At 35.4% G+C, this 25477-nt stretch carries 28 protein-coding genes and 1 riboswitch; of the genes, 25 read left to right on the top strand and 3 right to left on the bottom strand.

Annotation, left to right across the window (positions count from 1 at the left end; translation table 11 throughout):
* Positions 1 to 35: 35 nt before the first annotated feature.
* From AC0L0O_RS17560 to AC0L0O_RS17505, 12 genes are all read left to right on the top strand, one after another.
* Positions 36 to 950, top strand: coding sequence for a superoxide dismutase (locus AC0L0O_RS17560; RefSeq protein WP_000082669.1), 915 nt, complete (start codon positions 36 to 38; stop codon positions 948 to 950).
* A 111-nt stretch (positions 951 to 1061) separates the two neighbouring features.
* Complete coding sequence (gene dacB, locus AC0L0O_RS17555) at positions 1062 to 2186, top strand: D-alanyl-D-alanine carboxypeptidase DacB (protein WP_001252616.1); 1125 nt, start codon at positions 1062 to 1064, stop codon at positions 2184 to 2186.
* Positions 2179 to 2775: a spore maturation protein SpmA gene (gene spmA, locus AC0L0O_RS17550; protein WP_000247805.1), complete on the top strand. Its 597-nt coding sequence runs from the start codon at positions 2179 to 2181 to the stop codon at positions 2773 to 2775. The genes dacB and spmA overlap by 8 nt, the downstream gene beginning before the upstream one ends.
* On the top strand, positions 2772 to 3302 hold the full coding sequence (gene spmB, locus AC0L0O_RS17545) for a spore maturation protein SpmB (RefSeq protein ID WP_000029511.1): 531 nt from the start codon (positions 2772 to 2774) through the stop codon (positions 3300 to 3302). Before spmA ends, spmB begins: the two co-directional genes overlap by 4 nt.
* Positions 3303 to 3591: 289 nt before the next feature.
* On the top strand, positions 3592 to 4320 hold the full coding sequence (rluB, locus tag AC0L0O_RS17540; protein WP_000440556.1) for a 23S rRNA pseudouridine(2605) synthase RluB: 729 nt from the start codon (positions 3592 to 3594) through the stop codon (positions 4318 to 4320).
* A gap of 94 nt (positions 4321 to 4414) precedes the next feature.
* Positions 4415 to 4936 (top strand): thiol-disulfide oxidoreductase ResA, encoded by a 522-nt coding sequence (resA, locus tag AC0L0O_RS17535; RefSeq protein WP_000742206.1) that lies wholly within the window; start codon positions 4415 to 4417, stop codon positions 4934 to 4936.
* A 121-nt stretch (positions 4937 to 5057) separates the two neighbouring features.
* Positions 5058 to 6683 (top strand): cytochrome c biogenesis protein ResB, encoded by a 1626-nt coding sequence (resB, locus tag AC0L0O_RS17530; protein ID WP_000910533.1) that lies wholly within the window; start codon positions 5058 to 5060, stop codon positions 6681 to 6683.
* A 14-nt stretch (positions 6684 to 6697) separates the two neighbouring features.
* A complete protein-coding gene (gene resC / locus AC0L0O_RS17525) occupies positions 6698 to 7855 on the top strand; it encodes a cytochrome c biogenesis protein ResC (protein WP_000250092.1) in 1158 nt (385 codons plus the stop codon).
* A 302-nt stretch (positions 7856 to 8157) separates the two neighbouring features.
* Positions 8158 to 8874: a DNA-binding response regulator ResD gene (resD, locus tag AC0L0O_RS17520; protein ID WP_000426862.1), complete on the top strand. Its 717-nt coding sequence runs from the start codon at positions 8158 to 8160 to the stop codon at positions 8872 to 8874.
* Positions 8874 to 10649, top strand: a complete 1776-nt coding sequence (gene resE / locus AC0L0O_RS17515; RefSeq protein ID WP_000964667.1) for a sensor histidine kinase ResE — start codon at positions 8874 to 8876, stop codon at positions 10647 to 10649. The genes resD and resE overlap by 1 nt, the downstream gene beginning before the upstream one ends.
* A 137-nt stretch (positions 10650 to 10786) precedes the next feature.
* Positions 10787 to 11368: a cob(I)yrinic acid a,c-diamide adenosyltransferase gene (locus AC0L0O_RS17510; RefSeq protein ID WP_000781291.1), complete on the top strand. Its 582-nt coding sequence runs from the start codon at positions 10787 to 10789 to the stop codon at positions 11366 to 11368.
* Positions 11369 to 11452: 84 nt separating this feature from the next.
* Complete coding sequence (locus AC0L0O_RS17505; RefSeq protein WP_000645701.1) at positions 11453 to 12067, top strand: peptidoglycan DD-metalloendopeptidase family protein; 615 nt, start codon at positions 11453 to 11455, stop codon at positions 12065 to 12067.
* 30 nt (positions 12068 to 12097) lie between these two features.
* Here AC0L0O_RS17505 and AC0L0O_RS17500 read toward each other — a convergent pair whose 3' ends face one another.
* A complete protein-coding gene (locus tag AC0L0O_RS17500) occupies positions 12098 to 12784 on the bottom strand; it encodes a hypothetical protein (protein ID WP_000711804.1) in 687 nt (228 codons plus the stop codon).
* A 245-nt stretch (positions 12785 to 13029) separates the two neighbouring features.
* A riboswitch (FMN riboswitch) is annotated at positions 13030 to 13169 on the top strand.
* A gap of 162 nt (positions 13170 to 13331) precedes the next feature.
* Here AC0L0O_RS17500 and AC0L0O_RS17495 point away from each other — a divergent pair.
* Entirely contained in the window at positions 13332 to 13910 is a 579-nt protein-coding gene (locus tag AC0L0O_RS17495) for an ECF transporter S component (protein ID WP_000810850.1), read from the top strand.
* Positions 13911 to 14033: 123 nt separating this feature from the next.
* Here AC0L0O_RS17495 and AC0L0O_RS17490 read toward each other — a convergent pair whose 3' ends face one another.
* On the bottom strand, positions 14034 to 14282 hold the full coding sequence (locus AC0L0O_RS17490) for a ferredoxin (RefSeq protein ID WP_001151996.1): 249 nt from the start codon (positions 14280 to 14282) through the stop codon (positions 14034 to 14036).
* 267 nt (positions 14283 to 14549) lie between these two features.
* Here AC0L0O_RS17490 and AC0L0O_RS17485 point away from each other — a divergent pair, with 267 nt between their 5' ends.
* From AC0L0O_RS17485 to AC0L0O_RS17430, 12 genes are all read left to right on the top strand, one after another.
* On the top strand, positions 14550 to 15611 hold the full coding sequence (locus AC0L0O_RS17485) for a YpbB family protein (RefSeq protein WP_001176993.1): 1062 nt from the start codon (positions 14550 to 14552) through the stop codon (positions 15609 to 15611).
* Positions 15601 to 17130 carry a RecQ family ATP-dependent DNA helicase gene (locus AC0L0O_RS17480; RefSeq protein WP_000762994.1) on the top strand — a complete coding sequence of 510 codons (1530 nt, stop codon included), beginning with the start codon at positions 15601 to 15603 and terminating at the stop codon, positions 17128 to 17130. The genes AC0L0O_RS17485 and AC0L0O_RS17480 overlap by 11 nt, the downstream gene beginning before the upstream one ends.
* A complete protein-coding gene (locus tag AC0L0O_RS17475; RefSeq protein WP_001025765.1) occupies positions 17130 to 17693 on the top strand; it encodes a CPBP family intramembrane glutamic endopeptidase in 564 nt (187 codons plus the stop codon). The genes AC0L0O_RS17480 and AC0L0O_RS17475 overlap by 1 nt, the downstream gene beginning before the upstream one ends.
* A 22-nt stretch (positions 17694 to 17715) precedes the next feature.
* Positions 17716 to 18195 carry a LysM peptidoglycan-binding domain-containing protein gene (locus AC0L0O_RS17470; RefSeq protein ID WP_001231543.1) on the top strand — a complete coding sequence of 160 codons (480 nt, stop codon included), beginning with the start codon at positions 17716 to 17718 and terminating at the stop codon, positions 18193 to 18195.
* A 57-nt stretch (positions 18196 to 18252) separates the two neighbouring features.
* On the top strand, positions 18253 to 19029 hold the full coding sequence (locus tag AC0L0O_RS17465) for a metallophosphoesterase (protein WP_000637817.1): 777 nt from the start codon (positions 18253 to 18255) through the stop codon (positions 19027 to 19029).
* Positions 19029 to 19904, top strand: coding sequence for a MerR family transcriptional regulator (locus AC0L0O_RS17460; protein WP_001983168.1), 876 nt, complete (start codon positions 19029 to 19031; stop codon positions 19902 to 19904). The genes AC0L0O_RS17465 and AC0L0O_RS17460 overlap by 1 nt, the downstream gene beginning before the upstream one ends.
* 77 nt (positions 19905 to 19981) lie before the next feature.
* Positions 19982 to 20590: a genetic competence negative regulator gene (locus AC0L0O_RS17455; RefSeq protein WP_001235392.1), complete on the top strand. Its 609-nt coding sequence runs from the start codon at positions 19982 to 19984 to the stop codon at positions 20588 to 20590.
* A gap of 267 nt (positions 20591 to 20857) precedes the next feature.
* The gene (gudB, locus tag AC0L0O_RS17450) at positions 20858 to 22144 is read left to right on the top strand and encodes an NAD-specific glutamate dehydrogenase (protein WP_000225170.1); all 1287 of its coding nucleotides are present in this window, start codon (positions 20858 to 20860) and stop codon (positions 22142 to 22144) included.
* A gap of 78 nt (positions 22145 to 22222) precedes the next feature.
* On the top strand, positions 22223 to 22432 hold the full coding sequence (locus tag AC0L0O_RS17445) for a hypothetical protein (protein ID WP_001982936.1): 210 nt from the start codon (positions 22223 to 22225) through the stop codon (positions 22430 to 22432).
* A 92-nt stretch (positions 22433 to 22524) separates the two neighbouring features.
* Positions 22525 to 22761: a DUF3961 domain-containing protein gene (locus AC0L0O_RS17440; RefSeq protein ID WP_001983018.1), complete on the top strand. Its 237-nt coding sequence runs from the start codon at positions 22525 to 22527 to the stop codon at positions 22759 to 22761.
* A gap of 79 nt (positions 22762 to 22840) precedes the next feature.
* A complete protein-coding gene (locus AC0L0O_RS17435; RefSeq protein WP_001240643.1) occupies positions 22841 to 23371 on the top strand; it encodes a peptidoglycan recognition protein family protein in 531 nt (176 codons plus the stop codon).
* 109 nt (positions 23372 to 23480) lie between these two features.
* On the top strand, positions 23481 to 24461 hold the full coding sequence (locus tag AC0L0O_RS17430; protein WP_001168489.1) for a YpdA family putative bacillithiol disulfide reductase: 981 nt from the start codon (positions 23481 to 23483) through the stop codon (positions 24459 to 24461).
* Between the two features lie 38 nt (positions 24462 to 24499).
* On the opposite strand, the gene ansA is transcribed toward AC0L0O_RS17430, so the two are convergent.
* The gene (gene ansA / locus AC0L0O_RS17425; RefSeq protein ID WP_000822018.1) at positions 24500 to 25474 is read right to left on the bottom strand and encodes an asparaginase; all 975 of its coding nucleotides are present in this window, start codon (positions 25472 to 25474) and stop codon (positions 24500 to 24502) included.
* Positions 25475 to 25477 lie beyond the last annotated feature (3 nt).

Below are 25477 nucleotides of genomic sequence, written 5' to 3'. Positions count from 1 at the left end.
ATATATTTAAGGGGATAGCATTAAGGAGGTGTAACATGAGTCAGCAAGGTGTATTTACAGATTACTTTCATGAAGTAGAAAGCTGGTGTGAAAGTGTTCTTCACGTATTAGATAGCCGTGCAATGGAAGTGTATGATGTCCATATGCTTGCTTATAAAATTCAAACGTTATTAGATCGTATGAAAGAACATGAGTACGACACAGATGCAGAGTTTATGTATGAAATAAGTGATGATGTAGAACATATTCAGCATCATTTGCAAGAAGTATTTGTACAGGGAGAAGAGGAATATGAACTATGTGAAAGAGGGGATAGTGAACGAGCTGTTCCAATTGGAGGACATACACTCCCACCATTACCGTATCCGTATAACGCCTTAGAACCATATATTTCTAGAGAAATTATGATGTTACACCATGATAAACATCATCGTAGTTACGTAGAAGGATTAAATAAAGCGGAGAAGATGATGGAAGAAGCGAGAAAAACAAATCAATTTGATTTAATTAAGCATTGGGAAAGGGAAGCTGCTTTTCATGGATCTGGTCATTACCTGCACACAATATTTTGGAATAACATGAAAAAAGGTGGAGGCGGAAGTCCAAGAGGGGCTCTTTCACACCGGATTGAACAAGATTTTGGAAGTTTCTTACGTTTTCAAAAACATTTTACAGAAGCAGCTTCTAAAGTGGAAGGATCAGGCTGGGCAATTCTCGTTTGGGTGCCACGATCTGGAAGGTTAGAAATTTTGCAGAGTACACTTCATCAATTATTTACACAATGGGATACGATACCACTCCTTGTATTAGACGTGTGGGAACATGCGTATTATTTACAATACCAAAATCGTAAAGATGAATATATAAAAAATTGGTGGAATGTTGTAAATTGGCCTGATGTCGAAAAAAGATTTGAAAGTGCAAAACAAATTGAATGGACACCGTATTAGACGCAGGTTTTCTGCGTCTTTTTTATTGGAAGGAGAAGGAGATTTCGTTCATATTTTAAAAGGCCAAGCATACACTTGTACAAAAAGTGCCAAAAGGACGTGGGGGGAAATATGAGACGAATTTGTGTAATCATAACGCTTCTTATTATTTATGCAAGCGTTATGCCAATTCCTACATATGCAAAGATGAACAGCAATGTCAGTGCTCGTAATGCTGTATTAATGGAACAACATTCTGGACGTGTATTATACGGAAAAGCAGAACATGAGCCGCAAAAAATTGCTAGTATAACAAAAATTATGACAGCCTTATTAGCTGCTGAATCAGGAAAGATGAAAGAAAGGGTATTAGTAAGTAATGAAGCGGTCAGGGTCGAAGGATCTGCAATTTATTTAAAGCCTGGGCAAAAAGTGAAGCTAGAGGATTTAGTATACGGACTTATGCTTAGATCTGGTAATGACGCAGCACAAGTAATTGCTGAAAATGTAGGAGGGAGTATAGAAGGGTTCGTATATTTAATGAATGAAAAGGCGAAACAGATTGGAATGAAAGATACTCACTTTTCAAACCCACATGGTTTGGATGGAGATGGATCTCATTATTCGTCGGCCTATGACATGGCACTTTTAACGAGATATGCAATGGGGAACGAGACTTTTAAGAAAATTTTTGGAACAAAAACGTATAAATCAGATTCGTGGGATTATCCGTGGAAAAACAAACATAAACTTGTGACGTCGTATTATGAATTTGCAACAGGGGGAAAAACAGGTTTTACGAAGAAAGCAGGAAGAACGCTTGTTACAACAGCATCAAAAGATGGACTAGATCTAATTGTCGTAACTTTGAGCGCTTCTAGTGATTGGGATGATCATATGAATTTATTTGATAAAGGTTTTGACCGTTTCGAACAAACAAAAGTTTTAGGACAAGGAGCACTTGCTGAAATAACCGAAAAGAAATACGCCAATCATGTTTACACGAAAAATAGTTTTTCAGTACCTTTAACTGAAGAGGAAAAAAAGAGCGTAGTATTAAAAGTTGAACTAGATAAAAGTGCAAAGCTTGTGGATGGAGTAAAGGTTGGAAAGACAGACGTTTATGTTGGCAATGAGAAAGTTGGAGAACGGAATTTATTTTATAGTAAACGAAAGTTAGTAGCTACAACCGGGATGTACTGGAATAATGTGAAAGAAATTTTTTCTTACATGATAGGTGTTGGTAGCGATGGTTAATCTCGTATGGGTAGCGATGGCAGTCATAGGGATTGTATATGCGATGATAAATGGAACGATGGAAGCAATAAATAAAGCTGTATTTGATGGAGCGAAAGATGCAGTAACAATTTGTATAGGACTGATTAGTGTTTTAGTATTTTGGCTCGGCTTAATGAAAATTGCAGAGGAAGCTGGGTTGTTAAAAAAGTTAGTGGCACTTTTTATGCCGATAGTAAAAAGGTTGTTTCCAGAAATACCGAAGGATCATCCGTCAATGGGATTTATTTTATCAAATATGATGGCAAATTTTTTTGGATTAGGTAATGCAGCGACCCCTCTTGGCATTAAAGCGATGGAACAATTGAAAGAGTTAAATGGAGGGAAGGATTCGGCGAGTCGTTCTATGGTAACGTTTTTAGCATTAAATACATCAGCGATTACTTTAATTCCTACGACCGTCATTTCGATTCGAATGACGTATGAATCAGCAAATCCCACCGAAATCGTTGGGGTAACATTCATTGCACAAGTACTCTCTATGATCGGAGCGATTTGGATTGACCGCTATTTTTACCGAAGAAGGAGTAGGAAGGGGCGGAAAAAATGAGCATTGTCAATACGATATCATTATGGGTAATCCCTTGTGTCATTGGTTTTATCCTTTTATATGGAACGATAAAGAAAGTTCCGACGTATGAATCGTTCGTTGAAGGAGGAAAAGAAGGGATTCAAATTGCAATTTCCATTTTACCGTTTATGGTTGGAATGCTCGTATCTATTTCTATATTTCGAGCTTCAGGTGCATTAGATGCAATGATATCAGTGATGAAGCCGATGTTAGATTTAATTCATGTCCCAGCAGAAATTGTTCCACTAGCACTTATACGTCCTATTTCGGGCTCTGCTGGTTTAAGTATTACGACCGATTTAATTGCGACGTATGGACCAGACTCGTTCATTGGGCGATTGGCTTCTACGATGCAAGGGAGTACAGATACGACTTTTTATATTTTAACAGTATACTTCGGAGCTGTTGGAATTAGAAAAATGGGAGATGCATTAAAAGTAGGACTTTTTGCCGATTTAATCGGAATTATTTGTTCGATTGTGTTTGTTTCTTTAATGTTTAAGTAATACTATTCATTTTTTATGCTATTTCGCTTATAATACGTATACGACCACTATTAAGGTGTTGCTTAATAGTGGTTTTTTTATGCGGTATTTTTGACAAAATAATGAACTTTTATTGTGAGCAATATGAAAAATATGGACAATAATAAAAGGTAAAAACATGGTTTGACCTTTATATGTTTATTATCATCGCTATGTTGTTTAAGTAAGATGGAGCGAAAAGCCGTCAAGTGTATGCGGTTGCCAAGTCTTTCTAATGTAAGGTAAGATAAATTCGAGGTGAAAAAAAGAAATGGAACGATTACAAAAAGTGATTGCGCAAGCAGGTATTGCATCGAGAAGAAAGGCTGAGGAATTAATTCAGCAAGGAAAAGTGAAAGTTAACGGAAAAATAGTGAAGGAGTTAGGAACGAAAGTAACTCCTCAAGATAAAGTAGAAGTAAATAACATCCCTCTTGAAAAAGAAGAACCTGTTTATTTTTTACTATATAAACCAACTGGCGTAATTTCAAGTGTATCAGATGATAAAGGAAGAAGTGTTGTAACAGACTTTTTCCCAGAAATTACACAACGTTTATTCCCAATCGGACGTTTAGATTATGATACGTCTGGCGTATTATTAATGACAAACGACGGGGACTTCGCAAACGTATTAATGCACCCTAGATATAAAGTTGAAAAAACATATGTTGCAAAAATAAAAGGGCCTCTAACAGGTGAAAAAATCCGCATGTTAGAACGTGGTGTGACGTTAGAAGACGGAAAAACAGCACCAGCGCGTGTGAAGATTATTTCTTGGGACAAGCGTAAAGAAATGGCGATTGTACAACTAACAATTCATGAAGGACGTAACCGTCAAGTACGTCGTATGTTTGAAGCTTTAGACTGTAAAGTAGTGAAACTAAAGCGTGAACGCTACGCCTTTTTAGAAGTGGGTAGCTTGCGACCTGGTGATGCAAGAGAATTGACACCACATGAGGTGAAACAATTACGTGCATTGGCTTCCACAAAGCCTCGCTAATCGATATTGTGAAACTTTCACCAGTGGAATGTTCCGCTGGTGATTTATTAAAAAATACATATATTCATCACTCGTCGAAGAGAGGGGAAACAATATGAAGAAAAATCGCTTATTATTTCGCGTTATCATTCTGCTCATTTTAAGCGGTGCTGTAGGATTTACACTTTATCAAGGATTCTTTGCTGATAAAGAGAAAATGCAAATTGGAAAAGAAGCGCCTAACTTTGTTGTGACGGATTTAGAAGGAAAGAAAATTGAACTAAAAGATTTAAAGGGAAAAGGTGTATTTTTAAATTTTTGGGGTACGTGGTGTAAACCTTGTGAGAAAGAAATGCCTTATATGAATGAACTATACCCAAAGTATAAAGAAAAAGGCGTTGAAATTATTGCGTTAGATGCAGATGAGACGGACATCGCAGTAAAGAATTTTGTGAACCAATACGGTTTGAAATTCCCAGTTGCCATTGATAAAGGACAAAAAATTATAGGAACATACGGAGTAGGACCATTACCAACAAGCTTCTTGATTGATAAAGATGGAAAAGTAGTGGAGCAAATTATAGGTGAACAAACGAAAGAACAGTTAGAAGGATATTTAAAGAAAATTACTCCGTAATAAAGAAAGCCTTTACATAAGAGGTGCGTGTCTATAGTGCCTCTGGTTTAAAAATTCTGAGTATTGCGGTAACTTGAGGTTAGAATATACAATAGTACATATAGATACAGGGGCGGTGAGAGTGTTGAAAGAAATTAAATGTGAATGTGGACATGTGAATCCGATAGGAACCGTTTTTTGTGAAGCTTGCGGGAAACCATTTGAAAGCAATGAAAATATAAAACTATTGGATATGCGCTATGAGGGGAGTGCTCGGAGATCTCTCACGCAAACAAAAACGATAGTCGATAAAATTTGGAGCTTTTTTTCTTCTGTAAAAGTGGGTGTATGGCTAATTGTAATCACTTTAGCGGCATCGGCGATAGGAACTATTTTTCCACAAGAAATGTACATAACCCCAGGAATTGCACCAGCTGAATATTATAAACAAGAATATGGGTTTTTAGGACAATTATACTATCAATTAGGATTTAATAATTTATACGGTTCATGGTGGTATATGATTTTGATTGCTTCTATCGGTATTTCACTTGTGATATGTAGTTTAGACCGCGTTATTCCACTTTATAAAGCTTTAAAAAAACAAGGGGTTAAAAGACACCCTAGCTTTTTAAAGAGACAAAGATTATACGGCACTGGTGCACCGCAAGATGGTGACCTGGAAAGAGTGCAAAAGAATTTAAAGAAAGTGAACTATAATGTGAAAGTGGAAGACGGAAACATTTTAGCGGAAAAGGGACGTTTCTCACGTTGGGGTCCATATGTAAATCATATCGGTCTTATCATCTTTTTATTCGGTGCGATGCTTCGTTTTTTACCAAGTATGTACGTAGACGAAGCGCTTTGGTTACGTGATGGTGAAACGAAAGAAATACCAGGAACGGATGGGCAATACTATTTAAAAAATGAGAAGTTTATAAAGGAAGTTTATGATAAAAGTAAGGATAAAGAAGTTTTTGATGAAGCAATTGACCGTGTAGGCGATAAAATGATTGCGAAAAACTTCCAAACGAATGCCATATTGTATAAAGCAATAGGTGAAAATATAGCAGGAGAAAAACCGAAATTAGAAAAAGTAAAAGAAGCGGAAATTCGAGTGAATGAACCGTTGAAATTTGATCAATTTGCAGTGTATCAAGTGGATTACAAAGAAAGTGAATTTAAAAGTATGTCCTTTAACTTGCAAAATAAAGAAAATAATCAAAAATGGGGACCGATTAAAGTCGATTTAACGAATCCTATAGAAAAATATGATTTAGGAAATGGTTATTCTTTAGAACTATTAAACTATTTCCCAGATTTTTATTTTGATGAGAATGGAAGACCAAATACAAAAACGAAATTACCAAACAATCCAGCATTCGTATTTAAAATGTTTACACCTGAAACACCAGATGGTGAAGTGAGTTTTGTTGGTATACAGCAAAATATAGAAGCTGATGGGAATAACAAATATAAAATGTCCTTTGCAGGTGTGGAAATGCAAAATGCAACAGCACTTACTGTAAGGAAAGATTTAACGCTTTGGATTCTCGGTATTGGAGGATTTATATTTATGGTTGGTGTGATTCAAGGTATGTATTGGAATCATCGCCGTATTTGGATACAACGCGTTAATGATGAATGGTGGATTGCAGGACATACGAATAAAAATTGGTTCGGTTTAAAGAAAGATATTGAAAGAGTACTAGAAGGTACAGCAATTCCGCAACCAAATGATAAAGTAGTGGATAAAAAAATTAGTTAAGGTGGGGAAATGATATGGTGCAAATAAGTAGTAACTTTCTCTTTACCGCATTTATTTTATATTTAATTGCAACTCTATTTTTCGGGGGAGCAATTAAAGAAAAGGGTCATAAATGGGCAAATGTAGGAATAACGATTACAATTTTAGGGTTTATTGCACAAACAGTTTATTTTGTAACAAGGTGGATCGCATCAGGTCATGCGCCAGTAAGTAACTTTTTTGAATTTGGTACGTTTTTCGGTATGATGCTTGTCGGAGCATTTATTGTTATGTATTTTATGTACCGCGTAAGTATAATTGGGCTCTTTGCATTACCAGTTGCGCTTTTATTAATTGCCTACGCGAGTATGTTTCCGAGGGAAATATCACCGCTTATTCCATCTTTAAAAAGTAATTGGTTACATATTCACGTGACGACTGCAGCAGCAGGACAAGCAATCTTAGCGATTAGTTTTATTACGGGCGTTATGTATCTATTGAAAAATGTAGATCAATCAACGAGAAGCAAACGTACATTTTGGTTAGAAACGGTCGTGTTCACGCTTGTTTGTACAGTTGGGTTTATTGGAGTGACAACGGTATTTTCTAGTATGAAATATGAAGCGAAGTTTCAATGGGTTGATAAAAATGAACAACAAGTGGAAATGAAGTACAATCTTCCGGCTTTAGTAGGGCCGCATGAAGGGAAGTTGCTGACAGAAAATAAATTAGAGCCGACAGTTGAAGTTCCAGCGATTGTAAATGCGAAAAAATTAAATACTGTTATTTGGTCAGTGTTAGTTGGAACGTTACTGTATATCGTATTAAGGCTAATTTTACGTAAAAGAGTATCAGCGGCACTTCAGCCGTTAGTGAAAAATACGAACAGCGATTTGTTAGATGAAATTGGATATCGTTCTATTGCAATTGGATTCCCAGTTTTCACGTTAGGTGCATTAATTTTCGCCATGATTTGGGCTCAAATAGCATGGACACGCTTTTGGGGATGGGATCCGAAAGAGGTTTGGGCGCTTATTACTTGGCTCTTTTATGCTGCGGTATTACATTTACGTTTATCAAAAGGATGGCACGGAGAGAAGTCAGCGTGGTTAGCGGTAATTGGTTTTGCAATCATTATGTTTAACTTTATTGTAGTAAACTTAATTATCGCGGGTTTACATTCATACGCATAGAGAAATAAAATAGGAGAGTGTATGTCACTTTCCTATTTTATTTTTGTCAACTTTTCTTCTTTTTTGAGAAAAACATGACAAAGTAGCAGTTGATTTTGTAAAATGATGTCGAGGACATTATATACTGTTCAAAAAAAATACATAGTTTTGGAAAAAAATTGAACAAACTTTATTATTCTTGTGAAGCATAGTATGGAAAGTGAAACATTTAGAGGATTGCTTAAATAAACGAGAATAGCGCAACATAATAGTATAGAAGGGTAGGTGTGAACCGTTGTGGTAAAAGTACGCAACGGGTAGAAATGGAAAATGAATCAAGAATTTTAATTGTAGACGATGAGGATCGTATTCGTCGTTTGTTGAAAATGTATTTAGAAAGAGAACAATACACAATTGAAGAAGCAGACAATGGTGATACAGCTTTAGAAATGGCGTTGCAAAATGATTATGATTTAATCCTATTAGATCTTATGATGCCTGGTAAAGATGGTATTGAAGTATGTAAAGGGGTTCGTGAGAAGAAAGCAACGCCAATTATTATGTTGACAGCAAAAGGTGAAGAAGTAAATCGAGTACAAGGGTTTGAGGTAGGAACTGATGATTATATTGTGAAACCATTTAGCCCACGTGAAGTAGTGCTTCGAGTGAAAGCGGTCTTACGCCGTTCTGTACCAACAACATTCTTTACACAAGATACAACGACAAAAGATGTTACTGTGTTCCCTCATTTAACAATTGATAATGATGCACACCGTGTTACAGCAGATGGGAATGAAGTGAATTTAACACCGAAAGAGTACGAATTACTATTATTCTTAGCGAAAGCGCCTGATAAGGTATTTGATCGTGAGCAATTGTTAAAAGAAGTATGGCAATATGAATTCTTCGGAGATTTACGTACAGTTGATACGCATGTAAAGCGTTTACGTGAGAAGTTAAGCAAAAAATCACCAGATGCTGCGAAGATGATTGTTACCGTTTGGGGCGTAGGTTACAAATTTGAGGTTGTGAACGACTGATGCTTTGGAGAAGTGTAGTAGGGAAGTTATGGATGACCATATTACTTCTCGTTTCGTTCGTGCTTGGATTTGTTGCGATTTTACTTTCACAGTTTTTTAGAACATATTATGTTGATATGAGTGAAGCTAGGCTTCAAAAGGTTGCAACAAGTGTTTCAGAGTTAATTGAAGAAGGTGCCGATGTCAAAACGATTGAGAATATCGCGTACAAATTCTCTGACCCACTTTCAAGGATCATTATTGTAGAAGATGGTAAAGAAATATCTTCTTCACCGAAACAAGAAGGATTAGTCACTCTTACAATGGATGATTTAAAAGAAGATAAAGAATTAGCGGCTGTGTTTACAGACAAAAAAGAAATTAAGAATAACATTAGAAAAGCCTCTAATAGTAGAAAGAATAAAAATACTGAAAATGATATTATGATTGTCGGAAAACCAGTACAGTCAAAAAATGAAAGTGCAGTGTTTGTATATGAATCTTTACAAGTGCCGATACAAGGTATGGAAAGAACGACTGATTTTATATTCCTATCAGCAGGGATTGCGATTATATTAACAACTTTCTTTGCATTCTTCTTATCTACTCGAATTACAGCACCACTTCGTAAAATGCGTGAGGTTGCTTTTGAGGTGTCGCGTGGGAAGTTTGATGCGAAAGCTCCTATGGTATCTCAGGACGAGATTGGTGAGCTTGCAACGGCCTTAAATCAAATGGGGAAACAGTTGAAGTTTAATATGAATGCCCTGCAGCAAGAGAAAGAACAGTTAGCTAGTATATTAAGTAGTATGGCAGATGGGGTTATTACATTAAATCAAGAAGGTGAAGTCGTTGTAATCAATCCGCCGGCTGAACATTTCTTACAAGTTTGGCAAGAAGAAAAAGAGATAGAGCTCAGTAAAAAACTGCCTTCTGAACTTGTTGAACTATTCCATCTCGTTGTAGAAAGCGAACAACAACAAGTGGTTGAAATTAATTTACAAAAAGGTAACTATGTGGTTCTTATGACGCCGCTTTACAATCAAACGAAAATTCGCGGGGCTGTAGCTGTATTGCGTGATATGACGGAAGAACGCCGTCTTGAGAAGATGCGTCAAGACTTTATTGCGAACGTATCACATGAACTTCGTACACCGATGGTCATGCTTCAAGGGTATAGTGAAGCAATTTTAGATGATATTGTGCAAACGAAAGAAGAAATTAATGAGTTTGTTCAAATCATTTATGATGAATCCGTTCGTTTAGGTAAACTTGTAAATGAATTATTAGATTTAGCGCGCATGGAAAGTGGTAATGTAGAGTTACATATAGGTGAAGTTGATATTCATCCTTTTGTTGAAAAAATAGGTCGTAAATTCCAAGGGATTGCGAAGGATAAAGAAGTCGCGTTAACAGTTGATTTCAAAGATCCAATTGAGCAGTACCCGTTTGATGCAGATCGTATGGAACAAGTATTGACGAATTTAATTGATAACGCAATACGTCATACGAACGCAGGCGGACATGTAACGCTTGTAATTGATACGAAAAATAATGGTCTTATTTTTGAAGTGCAAGATTCAGGCGCCGGTATTCCAGAAGAAGATATTCCATTTTTATTTGATCGTTTCTATAAAGCTGATAAAGCAAGAACACGTGGAAAAAAAGGTGGAACAGGACTCGGGCTTGCGATTGCAAAAAATATTGTGCAAGGCCATGATGGGAAAATTGCTGTTTCAAGTGTTGTTGGGGAGGGAACTACATTCTCTGTCTATTTACCGAATCGTATAATTTAGATATTCGTTTTTAAAGTTGATAATGAATAAAGTTCTACTGTTTTTTATTTTTTTGTAAAATCAATTAAATAAATAATAGTAGAACTTTTTTTCTAACTTAGTCGAATGAAGAATAATGAGAGGGGTGTCGTAAAGCGATGAAATTATATACAAAAACAGGAGATAAAGGAACAACAAGTGTAATAGGTGGCAGAGTGGATAAAGATAATATCCGAGTGGAAGCATATGGCACGATAGATGAGGCGAATTCTCATATTGGATATGCGATGACGAAACTACAAGGCGGGGTTTTCGGAGATATTTACAATGAACTTGAAACAATTCAACATGAACTATTTGATTGCGGGGGAGACTTGGCGATAGTAGGTGAGAAAATTCCTTATAAAGTAAAAATTGAAATGGTCGAAAACTTAGAAGGTAGAATTGATTCATATATAGAAGAAGCACCGCCGCTAGAGCGCTTTATTTTACCAGGTGGAAGCGAGTCGGCAGCTGCTATTCATATTGCACGTACAGTTGTAAGGCGAGCAGAACGATGTATCGTGTCCTTGCAAAAGGAAGGAGAAATAAATGCAGTTGTTCTAAAGTATGTAAATAGATTATCTGACTATTTATTTGCAGTAGCTAGAGTAATAAACGCTCGATTACAAGTAAAAGATGTAGAGTATAATCGCAGTGCAATCGTTTTTCGTGATAAGAAAGAGAAGGAAGTGGAGTGATTCACTTTCTTTTTTTGTATACTTTTTTCTGTAATATACCAAAATAGAGAAGGTATGGTGGTAATTAGAAAACGGAGGATGTATATGAAAGCTTTAAAATACGGCGTCATGTTATTGACAGTACTGTTTTTATCTCAATTACATGTGTACGCAGAGGGAAATCAATGGGCATGGCCTGTTGAAGGGCAGATAAGTGATTATTTTGGAACAAGGCACGGAAAACACTACGGTATAGATATAGCGGCACCGATCGGCACGCCTGTGTCAGCTATTCAAGAAGGGAAGGTAACAAAGTCTTATTATTCAAGTAGCTATGGAAACGTTATATTTATTAAACATGGAGAATATGAGGCTGTGTATGCACATTTAAATAAGAGATATGTAGTTCAAGGGGATTATATTTCAAAGGGAGAAATAATTGGAGAAGTAGGAAATACAGGAGAATCCCGAGGTGCACACTTACATTTAGAAGTTCATCAAGGAAAATGGACGATGGCAAAAAAGAATGCGATGAATCCATTGCTTGTTTTACATGAACAAAGAAATGAAACAGTTTCTTCATCGTTATACGTCGTTCAAAAAGGTGACACTTTAGTTAGCATTGCACGGAAATTTAGAATGTCCGTTAAGGAAATTCAAGAAAAAAATGGGTTGCAACAAGAGTTGATTTATCCAAATCAACAATTATATGTAAAGTAAAAAAAGAGCTAGTTTAACACTAGCTCTTTTTTACCAAAAAATAAAGACACATATAAATCCAGAAATAGCTAAGTAGCTATATAAGTAAAATACTTTCGTTCTTGTTTTTTCGTTTGTTCGAAATAGTACAATAGTCGGTTCAATTAAACCAATTGTCAAACAAAGTAAACCAAGAAGCATACAACCGATTGAAATAGAGTACAGGGCGATTTGTGGTGCTTGAAATGGAATCATCCATTTTAATAAAAATGCAATGAGTGCAGTGTAGCAAATGCTGCCGATGTATTTATTCAACGGTGTATTAGAACGGAAGCCTGGAAGTTTTTTTAAGAAAGAGCGGGAAACAACTTCAGTTTGTAAAGATGTATGCTCTTCGATTATTTTTTGAGCTTCTTTTCCTTTTTGGAAAAGGGATAATATCCAGTTTCGCTCACCTTGAAAAATAAATTGTGAAGTTGTCAAATAATGATCAACCTTCACTTTATTCCAATTCTTCCATGGATGGCGCTCACATAATTTTAATTTACTTTCTGTCTTTTTATCATACTGATAAATACTGATGCCATCTTCATCGAAAGCAGCATAGTATGTCTCACTTGAGAATGTGCCTAAATCAATTGGACAGTAGAAAAGTAATTCTTTTTTTAAGTAAAAGTATTCTTTCCTTAAGTTTTTTTTCATTGTTTCTCGAATAGAGTGTCTCTTTTCTTTCTTCATGACATTTCCTCCATAATCCAGAAAATGTTCTTATCTTAACAATTCAACATCTTATCACTTTTAATTATATATGACTAGGGGATTCATAGGAGAAATGCCGAATACTAAAAAATATGGGGTGTATTGTAAAATATAATGTATGATTTTGGTTATGTAAAATTAATAACTTATTTTTAATAAGTTACACTTTTTTTGTTCACAATACGATCATGTTGTTGTATAATGAAGTGGAAAATAGAATATCGGTCTATCTTCGGGGCAGGGTGAAAATCCCGACCGGCGGTGATGAACTATATGTGATTTTGTTCTAAGCCCGCGAGCCGTTAAGGCAGGATTTGGTGTGATTCCAAAGCCGACAGTACAGTCTGGATGGGAGAAGATGGAGGTTCAAGCGTTCAAAAAAGATAAGTATTTGAACGTCTGTTTGATGTGCCTTAAATTCTCCCTTTGTGTAAAACACAAAGGGTTTTTTCGTTCTATGAAAAAGTAGGCATAGCAGAACCTTTCCACTTTCCATGAGATGATCGATGGAAAAGGAGAGAGAAAGATGAAACAAAAAAACAGTGTAGTGCAGATGGTGAGTGTAGCGATGCTAAGTAGTATTGCATATTTACTGATGATGTTGGATTTCCCATTCCCAGGGCTTCCGCCATTTTTAAAAATTGATTTTAGTGATGTACCAGCTCTAATTGCTGCAATTATTTTCGGACCAGTTGCAGGGATAATTGTAGAAGCGATAAAGAATATTTTACATTACGGGATTCAAGGGAGTTTAACGGGAGTACCAGTTGGAGAAATTGCTAACTTTATTGCAGGATGTTTATTTATTGGACCAGCAGCTTTCTTATTTAGGAAGTATCGTACTGTTAAGAGTTTAACGACAGGATTAATGCTAGGGACAATTACAATGGCTCTTATTATGAGCGTATTAAATTACATCATCATATTCCCAGCTTACACTTGGTTTTTAAATTCACCAGCTATGTCTAGCGAAGCGATAAAAACAACGGTTGTAACGGCAATCTTACCATTTAATTTGATTAAAGGAATTGTTGTGACAATTGTATTTGTAGCGTTATTCTCACGCCTGAAAGTATGGGTGTTTGCAAAAATGAAAAATGCATAAAATATAAAATAAAACCATTAGTAGTATGTAACTACTAATGGTTTTTTAATAAGGAGAATGAAAATAGAAAACAAAAAATACCCCTCAAAGGAATGAGGGGTATTTTTTGAAGTTAATAAAAGACTATTCGAATTTTAAAGCATCGCCGTCGAATGATTCGTCAGCAACTTTAATTGAGTCAGTTGGACAACCTTCGAATGCATCCATCATATCTTCAAGTAATACATCTGGAATTTCAACGATACCTTGGTTATCGTCTAATGTTACGAATGCAATACCTTCATCATCATAGTCATAAATGTCTGGTGCAGCAGCGCCACAAGCACCACATGCGATACAAGTATCTTTATCAACGATTGTATATTTTGCCATCTTTTTTCCCTCCTGATAATATGTATGTGAAAAGCTCGCCATAAAAATTATAACCTTATTGTAAAACGGTTTTTAAAACTTTTCAACATAAAATTATAATGATAATCCTTATCAATTAGAGTGTCAACTAATTTTTGCATTATGTCATAAGATTTTCAAAATACGTAAATGTTATTTCGTTTGGTACAATAGAATATATACAAGTACATATTGCCAATATGATAAGTTTAATGAGTAACTAAGTTAGATTGAAAGGTGGAAGCGGTAATGCAACTACAATATACTGTATTGTATTGTTTAAAACAATTGAATGGTGAAAGGACCGTTTCTTCTATTTATTATTTATTAAAGGGAAAACGTTCTTCGCAAACGTTACAAGATGGAAATATGTTCCGAATTTCTTTTTTGTTTGGAATATATAAATCGCTAAATAGAGCTGAATATGATCGTGAAGTTGCAAAGTTGTTGCAAGCAGATTTGATTCAAGAGATACATGAAAATACATATTTGTTAACACCTAAAGGTAAAATGCAGTTACATACATGGGAGGAAGGGTATGCTTTTCCAGCGCATTTACATGGTTTGCACTATGGTGAATTAGGTGAAACATTTTGGAAAAGATTATCCTTAATTATTCAAACTATATCTAATTTACAACAGAATAATACGAAGTTTATTCCTATTCAACAAGATACAGAAATAATGGTTTGGGTGAAACGCTTTTTAACAGGTATGCCGTATAGGCGTAGTGAATTGGCAAAAGGATTATGGAAAGAAATATATACTCTTTTAAGGAAATGTGATGTGGTAGAAGCAACGATTGTAACATATAGATTAACAGGATATGAACGTATCGGTTGTACATTGCAGCAGTTAGCAGAAATTACGAGACGAGATGTTTTCAGGGTGTACTTTTTATTTTGGGGTACAATTCATTTCCTTATACAAGAAGTTCGCGATTATGAAAATGAATTTCCGTTATTATCTGAGATTATCTCTTATCCAAATGAGAGAGCTGAATTATTTAGTTTATCAACGAAAAAAACATATAATTTTTGGAGGCAAGGGCGCTCATTAGAAGAAATAGCGACAATTAGAAATCTAAAGGTTGCAACGATAGAAGATCATTTTGTTGAAATTGCTTTGCGAGAAAGAGATTTTTCAATTGAAATGTTTATGGAAAAAGACAAAATAGATAAAGTAACAGAAGTAATTGATGCATTACAAACACGTAAGCTGCGTGAGTTGAAACAAGCGGTTGGAGAGGATATCTCTTATTTTGAAGTTCGTCTTGTATTGGCGCGGATGGAGGGTATAAATGAAACTTGAGGAATATTTATATAGGTGGTTTGGATATTCTGAATTTCGTCCAGGTCAAAAAGGAGTCATTACAGATTTATTGGAAGGAAAAGATGTTATAGCGATGCTTCCGACCGGAAGGGGGAAGTCTATGTGCTATCAACTTCCAGGGCTTATGCAAGAAGGGACAGTACTTGTTGTATCACCATTATTATCTTTGATGGAAGATCAGGTTACACAATTAAAATATGTTGTGAAAAACCGAGTGATAGCATTTAATAGTTTTCGGACATTACAGGAAAAAAGAGAAGCGATGAAAAGATTAGCTTCTTATAAATTTATTTTTGTTTCACCAGAGATGTTGCAGTCGGAATTGTTAATAAGAGAATTGAAGAAAGTTCATATTTCATTATTTGTTGTGGATGAAGCTCATTGTATTTCGCAATGGGGTTATGATTTTAGACCAGATTATAAAAAACTAAATGTAGTTATTAAGAATATCGGGTCTCCTACGGTGCTAGCATTAACTGCAACAGCGACGAAAGATGTACTCCGAGATATAGCAGAGAGTTTGAATTTGGAGAATGTGACGCAGCATGTATACTCTATTGATCGTCCAAATATAGCAATGGAAGTACAATTTGTAGAGACGATAGAAGAGAAGAAAGAGGCGCTTTTGGACCAGGTGATGTATTTACAAGGGCCGGGGATTGTATATTGTTCAAGCAGAGCGTGGACAGAACGTTTAACGGAATATTTAAGAGAAAAAGGCGTGACTGGTGTCGCTTTCTATCATGGTGGTATGGAACATGAAGAGCGTATGTTAATTCAACAGCAGTTTATGAATGACCAATTGCAGCTTGTAATATGTACAAGTGCTTTTGGTATGGGAGTAAATAAATCGAACACGAGATATATTATTCATTTTCACTATCCGACTAATATAGCTTCTTATTTACAAGAAATCGGAAGAGCTGGAAGAGATGGTGAACCAAGTATAGCTATTTTACTATGTAGTCCGTTAGATCACGATTTACCAATTTCAATAATTGAAGATGAATTGCCAAGCCAGTCACAAATACAATTTTTATTTTCTTTACTACAGGAAAGAATGTTTCAAACGAAAGAATTACCAATAGAAGAGGTAGAAGAAATTTGTTATAATGCAGCAAGATTTAATGAACAATATTGGCGTTTCATCCGCTATCATCTTGAACAGCTTGGAATCATACAACAGAGAAAATTAAAATTAGAGAGCTTGTCAGATGAAATTATGAACAGATTAATAGCTGAAGTAGAAATAAGGCTACGTAATAAATATAGTGAGCTAGAAAACATGAAAGCATGGATACAAGTGAAAGGATGTAGACGTGAATATTTATTGCAACAGTTCGGTTACAGAAAAGAGGGCGAGTTAAAGAATTGCTGCGACTATTGTCATATTACAAAAACAGATTATAAAAAAAGACAAGCGCAACAATCGGATTTCGACTATAATTGGGAAACAGAGTTACAAAAGCTTTTCGGTCTAGAAAAGATGGGGGAATGATGAACATTCAAAGGCATAATATTGAAGATATGAGTCCGAAAGAAATAAGGCTGAATCTGTATATCACACAGTTCATTATTATTGGTATCGGTTGTTTACTAGCCTATATACTATTCCGAGATATAAAATCGGTGTATAGTCTATGGAAATGGGAACCGGTGTCTATACTTATAATAGGTGGCTTGTTAGCAATTGGTATTGTGTTATTAGATTATGTTGCAATGCGGGTGTTTCCAGAGTCTTGGTTTGATGATGGTGGTATTAACGATAGGATGTTTCAAGGGATGTCAGTTATGCATCTACTCGTTATTACGTTCATTATCGGCTTTGCAGAAGAATTTTTATTTAGAGGTGTAGTGCAGACGCACTTTGGAATTGTAATAGCGAGTTTTGTATTTGCAGTGTTACATATTCGGTATATAAAAAAGCCATTTTTGTTTTGTTTCGTCTGTTTCATTAGTTTTGTCTTTGGTTACGTATTTGAATGGACAGGAAATTTGTTTATAACAATCTTTGCACACTTTCTTGTTGATTTTATAATGGGACTCCAATTAAGAAAATAAATGGAAGGTGGTGGTGAACAACATGAGGAAACGAATTCCTGATTTTGAAGAGGAATTAGAAGTTGAGCGAGTGGAAGAAAAAGAAGGTTTACCGCCGCGTAGTGAAATTCATAGAAATAAAGAAAAAAAACAAAAGTTTAAAATGAATCATATTTTCGTTCGAGTTTTAACATTTCTATTCATATTACTACCAATTAGTATCTTATGGTATACAGATAAATATATTCAGGTGAAAAGTGATAGTAATAACGCTGGAAAAAGTGCATTTGAGGTCATTTTTTTTGATTCAGCTAAATCTGAGTCCGAGGCATCATCTGAGAAAGTCGTCACGCATACGGTGAAAGAGGGAGAAACTTTAGAAAGTATAGCGAAGCAATATTTTTCAGATGAAACTGGAATCGAAGTGATTAAAAAGTATAATGATTTACAAAAAGATGAAGTGAATGTAGGTCAAGAATTAAAAATTCCGATAAAAGATAAGTCCACAAAGCGAGAAAGTTAGTAAAATACTTACTATAAAAACTGAGGATTATCTTTATGAGGAGGGGAGTAAAAATATATGATATGGATTATCTTATTAAGTACTCTCGTTTGTATTGGTATTATAATGCTTCTTGTAATGTATACAGAAGCAATGCGTGATACGGTGCTAGAACATACTTTAATATTTGAAGAATTTCCGAAAAGTTTTCAAAAAGTAAATGTATTTTTTATATCTGATATTCATAGAAGGGTCATTTCGAATTCGTTAATTGAACAAGTAAAAGGAAGAGTTGATCTTGTAATTATTGGTGGTGATTTAGCGGAAAAAGGTGTCCCTTTATCGAAAATCTCTGCAAATATACAAAAGCTAAGAGCGATAGCTCCTGTATATTTTGTATGGGGAAATAATGATTATGAAATTGAATATCATGAATTAGATGCTTTGTTATTAGAAAATAATGTGAAAGTTTTAGATAATACAAGAGTTGTATTTGAGTCTGAATTAGGAGAGAAAATTTGTTTGCTCGGTGTAGATGATGTTGGTTTGGAACGTGATCGTTTAGATTTAGCGTTGGCTGATTGTAAAGAAGATGGTTTTCGCATATTAATTAGCCACAACCCTGATATAATAAATAAAATGTCTGGAAAAGAACAAATTTCACTTGTGCTAAGTGGACATACACATGGAGGGCAGATTCGATTATTCCCATCTAAAAAATATTTAAAAGGTGGCGTATATAAGCATTCAAATATAACTCTTTTTGTTAGTAATGGGTATGGAACAACGTTGATTCCACTTCGCTTCCGAGCACCTGCTCAAACACATATTATTACGTTATGCGGAGGGAAATGATGCCAACTCTAAACGGAAAATATAACATAAAAGCTGTTTCAAAAATAATTGGAGTTCAACCAAGTACGCTTCGTGCATGGGAAAGAAGATATCAAATGATTGCCCCAAAGCGGAATCATGCGGGGCATCGATTATATACAGAAGAGCATATTCAAATTTTGAAATGGTTAATGGACAAGGTTTCTTCCGGCATGATGATTGGACAAGCAGTTCAATTATTAGAAGGGAATCGTTTGCAGAATAGTGTTGAAAATGAAATACATTACGATAGAGAAGTTGTTTTAGTGGACGATTTACTACAAGCTTTGTTAAAATTTGATGAAATTACAACTTCTGCATTGTTAAACGAGGCTTTTAGTATTTATGCAACAGAAAAAGTTATCGCAAGTATTGTTCTTCAAGTGTCAAATAAATTGTTAACGTTAAAAAATAATAATGAAGTTACAATGGTGCAATTCCAATATGTCGTATCATTTTTACAAACGCGTCTAGGGATGATATATCATAATGCATCATCGTTTTCTTCTATACACAAAGTTGTTGTGTTAGAAAGTAATATGTTGAAAGGGTTTGTTTTCTCAACGTATTTACGATTAAAAGGATATGAGGTGATATATATTAGGGCAAGCTTAGCGGAAGATAGTATTACGTTAGCTGTTGAGCAAATAAGACCTAAATATGTAGTAATCTCTTTTGATGACGGACGAGAACTGAAGAACGCAATGAGCTACTTGAATTTGTTGCAAGAAAAAAGTGAAAACCTTTCTGTTGGGGTTATAGGAGAAATAGGTGCTGGAGATCAGTTGAACATTCAAACAAGCCTAATTGGTGATACGAAAGAAGAATGGGATGATTGGTTAAAAATGTTAGAATAGTTGTTCGAAAAGAACCATCTATTTTCTATTTCATATAATAAAAATTATATTCATTGGTTGCGTAGGGAGGGTATGAGATGAGGCTGGAACGATTAAATTACAATAAGATAAAAATTTTCTTAACATTTGATGATTTATCTGAACGAGGATTAACGAAAGAAGATTTGTGGAGAAATGCACCGAAAGTACAGCAATTATTTCGTGATATGATGCAAGAAGCAAATAAAGAATTGGGATTTGAAGCGGATGGCCCGATTGCAGTTGAAGTATTTTCTCTACAAGCGCAAGGAATGGTCGTAATTGTAACGAAAGAACATCAAGAAGCGGATACAGATGATGAGTTCCGTGACGAGTTTATTGAAATGCAAGTGACTCTAGATGAAAGCGAGCATATCCTTTATGAGTTTGCTACACTAGATGACGTAATTAACCTGTCGAATCGTTTATATAACCTTGATGTAACTGGCGGAAAATTATATACGTGGGATGGGCGTTTCTATCTTTGGATGGAAGAAGAGGAGCAAATACAATTACTGAAGGCAGATTTTATAGCTATTTTAGCGGAATATGGTAATCCGTCTACAGCAACTATTTATCGTCTAATGGAGTATGGTAAAGAATTAATGGCTTCTCAAGCAATTGAACAAATACACAATTACTTTGTGAAAAAACAAAACCTTAGCTAATATAACATAGCTAAGGTTTTGTTTTTTATTTTACTTAAATGTATCTTTTTAAAGTGCTGTATTTAAGTTAAATAAAAAATATTTAAATATTTAAGTATTTTACTTTTCTAAAAGCAATAAAAGGACTATAATGATAGTGAAAACGCTTGCAAAAGGAAATACTTTGTATATATTTGTTAGCGTTTTCTATTGCATTCCAAATTTAACGGTGTATACTAGGCAATGAAGGTTTACTAAACAAGTGAAATTACAGGGGGTTTACTTACTATGGTAGCCGAAAAGGGAACTCAAACAAAAACACAACAACAAAGGGAACAACATTTTGAACTATTGAATTCAACACAAATTGTTATTAGTGAAGCGTTAGAAAAATTGGGTTATCCAAACGAAGTATATGAATTATTAAAAGAGCCAATTCGTATGATGACAGTGAAAATACCAGTTCGTATGGATGACGGGACTGTTAAAATATTTACAGGATATCGTGCACAACATAATGATGCTGTTGGTCCAACGAAAGGTGGAATTCGCTTCCATCCGAATGTAACAGAAAATGAAGTGAAAGCACTTTCAATTTGGATGAGTTTAAAATGTGGTATTGTTGACTTACCATATGGCGGAGGTAAAGGTGGAATTATCTGTGACCCGCGTGAAATGTCATTCCGTGAGTTAGAAAGATTAAGCCGCGGTTATGTACGAGCAATTAGCCAAATCGTAGGACCGACGAAAGATATTCCAGCTCCAGATGTATTCACAAACTCTCAAATTATGGCATGGATGATGGATGAGTATAGCCGTATTGACGAATTTAATTCACCAGGATTTATTACAGGTAAGCCACTTGTATTAGGTGGATCACATGGACGTGAAACAGCAACAGCGAAAGGTGTTACAATTTGTATTCGCGAAGCTGCAAAAAAACGCGACATTGATATTAAAGGTGCACGCGTTGTTGTTCAAGGATTCGGTAATGCTGGTAGCTTCTTAGCTAAATTTATGCATGATGCAGGTGCGAAAGTTATTGCAATCTCAGATGCTTACGGCGCATTACATGATCCAAACGGATTAGATATTGATTATTTATTAGACCGTCGTGATAGCTTCGGTACAGTAACAAAACTATTTAATAATACAATTTCAAACAAAGAATTGTTAGAACTTGATTGCGACATTTTAGTTCCAGCTGCAATTGAGAACCAAATTACAGAAGAAAATGCTAATGATATTAAAGCAAAAATCGTTGTTGAAGCTGCAAATGGTCCAACAACATTAGAAGCAACTAAAATTTTAACAGATCGCGGAATTTTACTTGTTCCAGACGTATTAGCAAGTGCTGGTGGGGTAACAGTATCTTACTTTGAGTGGGTACAAAATAACCAAGGTTACTACTGGACTGAAGAAGAAGTAGAACAACGTTTAGAAAAAGTAATGGTAAGATCGTTTGATTCTATTTATGAAACAGCACAAGTTCGTAAAGTGAACATGCGTTTAGCGGCGTATATGGTCGGTGTTCGTAAAATGGCTGAAGCAAGTCGCTTCAGAGGTTGGGTATAATATTATATTGTGAGAAAACGTGATTCCTTTCGAGGGAATCACGTTTTTTTGTTGAAGTATTAGAGTGAGGTGTTGTGTATGGAAAATAAAATGATGGAACGAGTAGAACAATTAGAAGAAAAGGTTAAGAGGTTAGAGGGAGAACTTGCAAGAGCGACGAAAGCCAAAAAGACAAGTATTGTTCGGGTGTTCGGGGAAGGATTACTGTTTTTAATATTTGGTGCGGTTGTAGTAGGACCGATTATAGCCTTTGTAATCACGATTCTTACTGGATTTTCCGAAAAATAAAATAAAAACAAAAAGAACGCTTGTTCTATGCGAACAAACGTGCTATAATCTCCTTAGATAAACAAAACGGAAATGATTTTAAGGAGAGATAAATGATGAAAATGACAGTAGACCAAAGATTTATGATGCCAGCGGATGTTGTAGAACGAGTGGAAGTGTTAAGAAACAAACAAAGTAAGCGCGGCACATTATTACAATCAGTAAATAAATTTTTCGGTTTAGATACGAAAGAAGATTGTGTTTGGTTTTACGGTTTTTATGGAGTTGCTGTAAGTATTTTATTATTTATGGTGTTCACATCAAATATTTTCGATTTTCTCTTCGCGTAAGAAATATGCTATAAGGACATTGCTACCGAATACATATATAAAGAAGTAAGGTAATCTTCTGAAGCGGGAGTTGGTAGTAATGGCGATGTTTCCTATAGAGCGTAACTATATTGGATATGGAAGTTCACGGCCGGGAATTCCTCTTTCTAAAGTAAGGTTTATTGTAAGCCATGATACGGGGAATCCTGGTAGCAATGCGATTGGGAATCGGGATTATTTTAATGAGATACAACCGAAAGCTTCGGCACATACATTTATAGATGACAAAACAATACTAGAAATTATTCCTATAAATGAAGTTGCTTATCATGTTCGATATGGTGTGCCGACAGATAATGACTTGTATGGGTATGATGCCAATAAGGCTGCTATTGGAGTGGAGCTTTGTTATGGCGGTGATGTTAATTTTTGGGAAGCATATACCCGTTTTACGTGGTATCATGCGTATTTATGTCAAAACTTCGGCTTGAATCCGAAAAAAGATATCGTATCACATAAAACACTTGATCCAGCCAGAAAGATTGATCCTGAAAATGTTTTAGGGAAACAAGGTATTAAATTTCAGCAGTTTTTAGCAGATGTCTATCGGATGTACGTTTCGTTTAGATGACAAATATATGAAAAATGAATACAATAAAGATAGGTGCCTACTGCTGTAAGTAGGTTTTTTCTTGTTTTTATAAATAGTGTATTGGTAGAAGACTAGGAGTGAACCGAGTATGCAGAAAGAAACAGCTATCATAATTGGAGGCGGTCCGTGCGGATTAGCAGCAGCAATTTCGTTGCAAAAGGTAGGGATAAATCCGTTAGTAATTGAAAAAGGAAACATTGTAAATGCGATTTATAATTATCCAACCCATCAAACATTTTTCTCTTCTAGTGAAAAATTAGAAATTGGTGATGTAGCTTTTATTACAGAAAATCGTAAGCCTGTTCGAAATCAAGCGCTTGCGTATTATCGTGAAGTAGTAAAGCGTAAATCTGTACGTGTAAATGCTTTTGAACGAGTGGAGAAAGTTCAAAAAGATGGAGAAGTTTTTCAGGTTGAAACGACAAAGCGTGACGGAAGTAAAGAAATATATATAGCGAAATATATTGTTGTAGCAACTGGATATTATGACAATCCAAATTATATGAACGTTCCAGGTGAGGAATTGAAGAAGGTAGCTCACTATTTTAAAGAAGGACATCCTTATTTTGATCGAGATGTAGTAGTTATAGGTGGGAAAAACTCGAGTGTAGATGCCGCGTTAGAGCTTGTTAAAGCTGGTGCGCGTGTAACGGTACTATATCGCGGAAGTGAGTATTCACCAAGCATAAAGCCGTGGATTTTGCCAGAGTTTGAGGCGTTAGTCCGAAATGGTACAATTCACATGCATTTCGGGGCTCATGTGAAAGAAATTACTGAGCATACATTAACGTATACGGTTGATGGCGAGACAAATACAATCCAAAATGATTTTGTATTTGCGATGACTGGTTACCATCCAGATCATAGCTTCTTAACAAAGATGGGTGTTCGGATTGATGAAGCGACAGGACGTCCAATTTATGCAGAGGATACGATGGAAACGAACGCTGCAAATATTTTCATTGCAGGTGTAATTGCTGCTGGAAATAATGCAAATGAAATATTTATTGAGAACGGTCGATTTCATGGAGATGCAATTGCGCAAACCATCGCAACAAGAGAAATGTAAAAAGAAGCTGTCGAAATAAACTTCGACAGCTTCTTTTTTTAATCATGCATAAACATGTTTTGGATTGTTTCATGAGAAGTTGTATTCTCTAATGCAACTAATAATTTAATACGTGCTTTTTGAGCGTTTAAACCGTATGTGAATACAATACCCATATCTTTTAATTGTTTGCCGCCACCTTCATATGAATATACATCTTGAACGATGCCGTTGAAACAGCGAGAAACTAATACGACAGGAATTCCTTTGTTTATTAATCGTTCTAGACTAGGAAGTGTTCTTGGAGGTAAATTACCTTGTCCAAGTGCTTCAATAACAATCCCGTCTACTGGAAGATTTTCAATTGCTGCTAACAATGTATCGTCCATACCAGCGTAAGCTTTTAGAACGACTACATTTTTAGAAATTTTATTTACTGAATATGTTTCATGATGTACTAAAGCATGGTGGAATACAACGCCGCGCTTTGTTACCATACCAATTGGTCCATACTGTGGACTTTGGAATGTTGCTACATTGCTTGTATGTGTTTTTGTTACGTTTGTAGCGCAATGAATTTCGTCGTTTAATACGACTAAAACACCTTTTTCTGCGGCTTCACTACTGCTAGCGACTTTTACAGCTGATAAGAAGTTATATAGACCATCAGCACCTAATTCATTACTAGATCGCATTGCACCTGTTACAACGATCGGAATAGTTGCTTGTACTGTTAAATCTAAGAAGTAGGCTGTTTCTTCTAATGTATCCGTACCATGAGTAATGACTACGCCATGAATGTTGTCTTGTTTTACTCTTTCATCAATGATGACTTGTAATTGTAACATTTCGCTCGGTGTCATATGAGGAGATGGTAGATGGAACACATCTTCAACGATTAAATCAACATCGCCTTCTAAATCAGGAATGAATTTTAAAAGAGGATTTTTTTCACCTGGTTGTACGACCCCAGTTTCTTTATCTTCCTCCATTGCAATTGTTCCACCTGTGTGTAAAACTAGGATTCTTTTCAATGC

Source organism: Bacillus sp. GS3m_15504, from assembly GCF_055825275.1.
The sequence above is the reverse complement of the archived record's forward strand: the minus strand, read 5'-3'. Positions and strand labels throughout refer to the sequence as shown.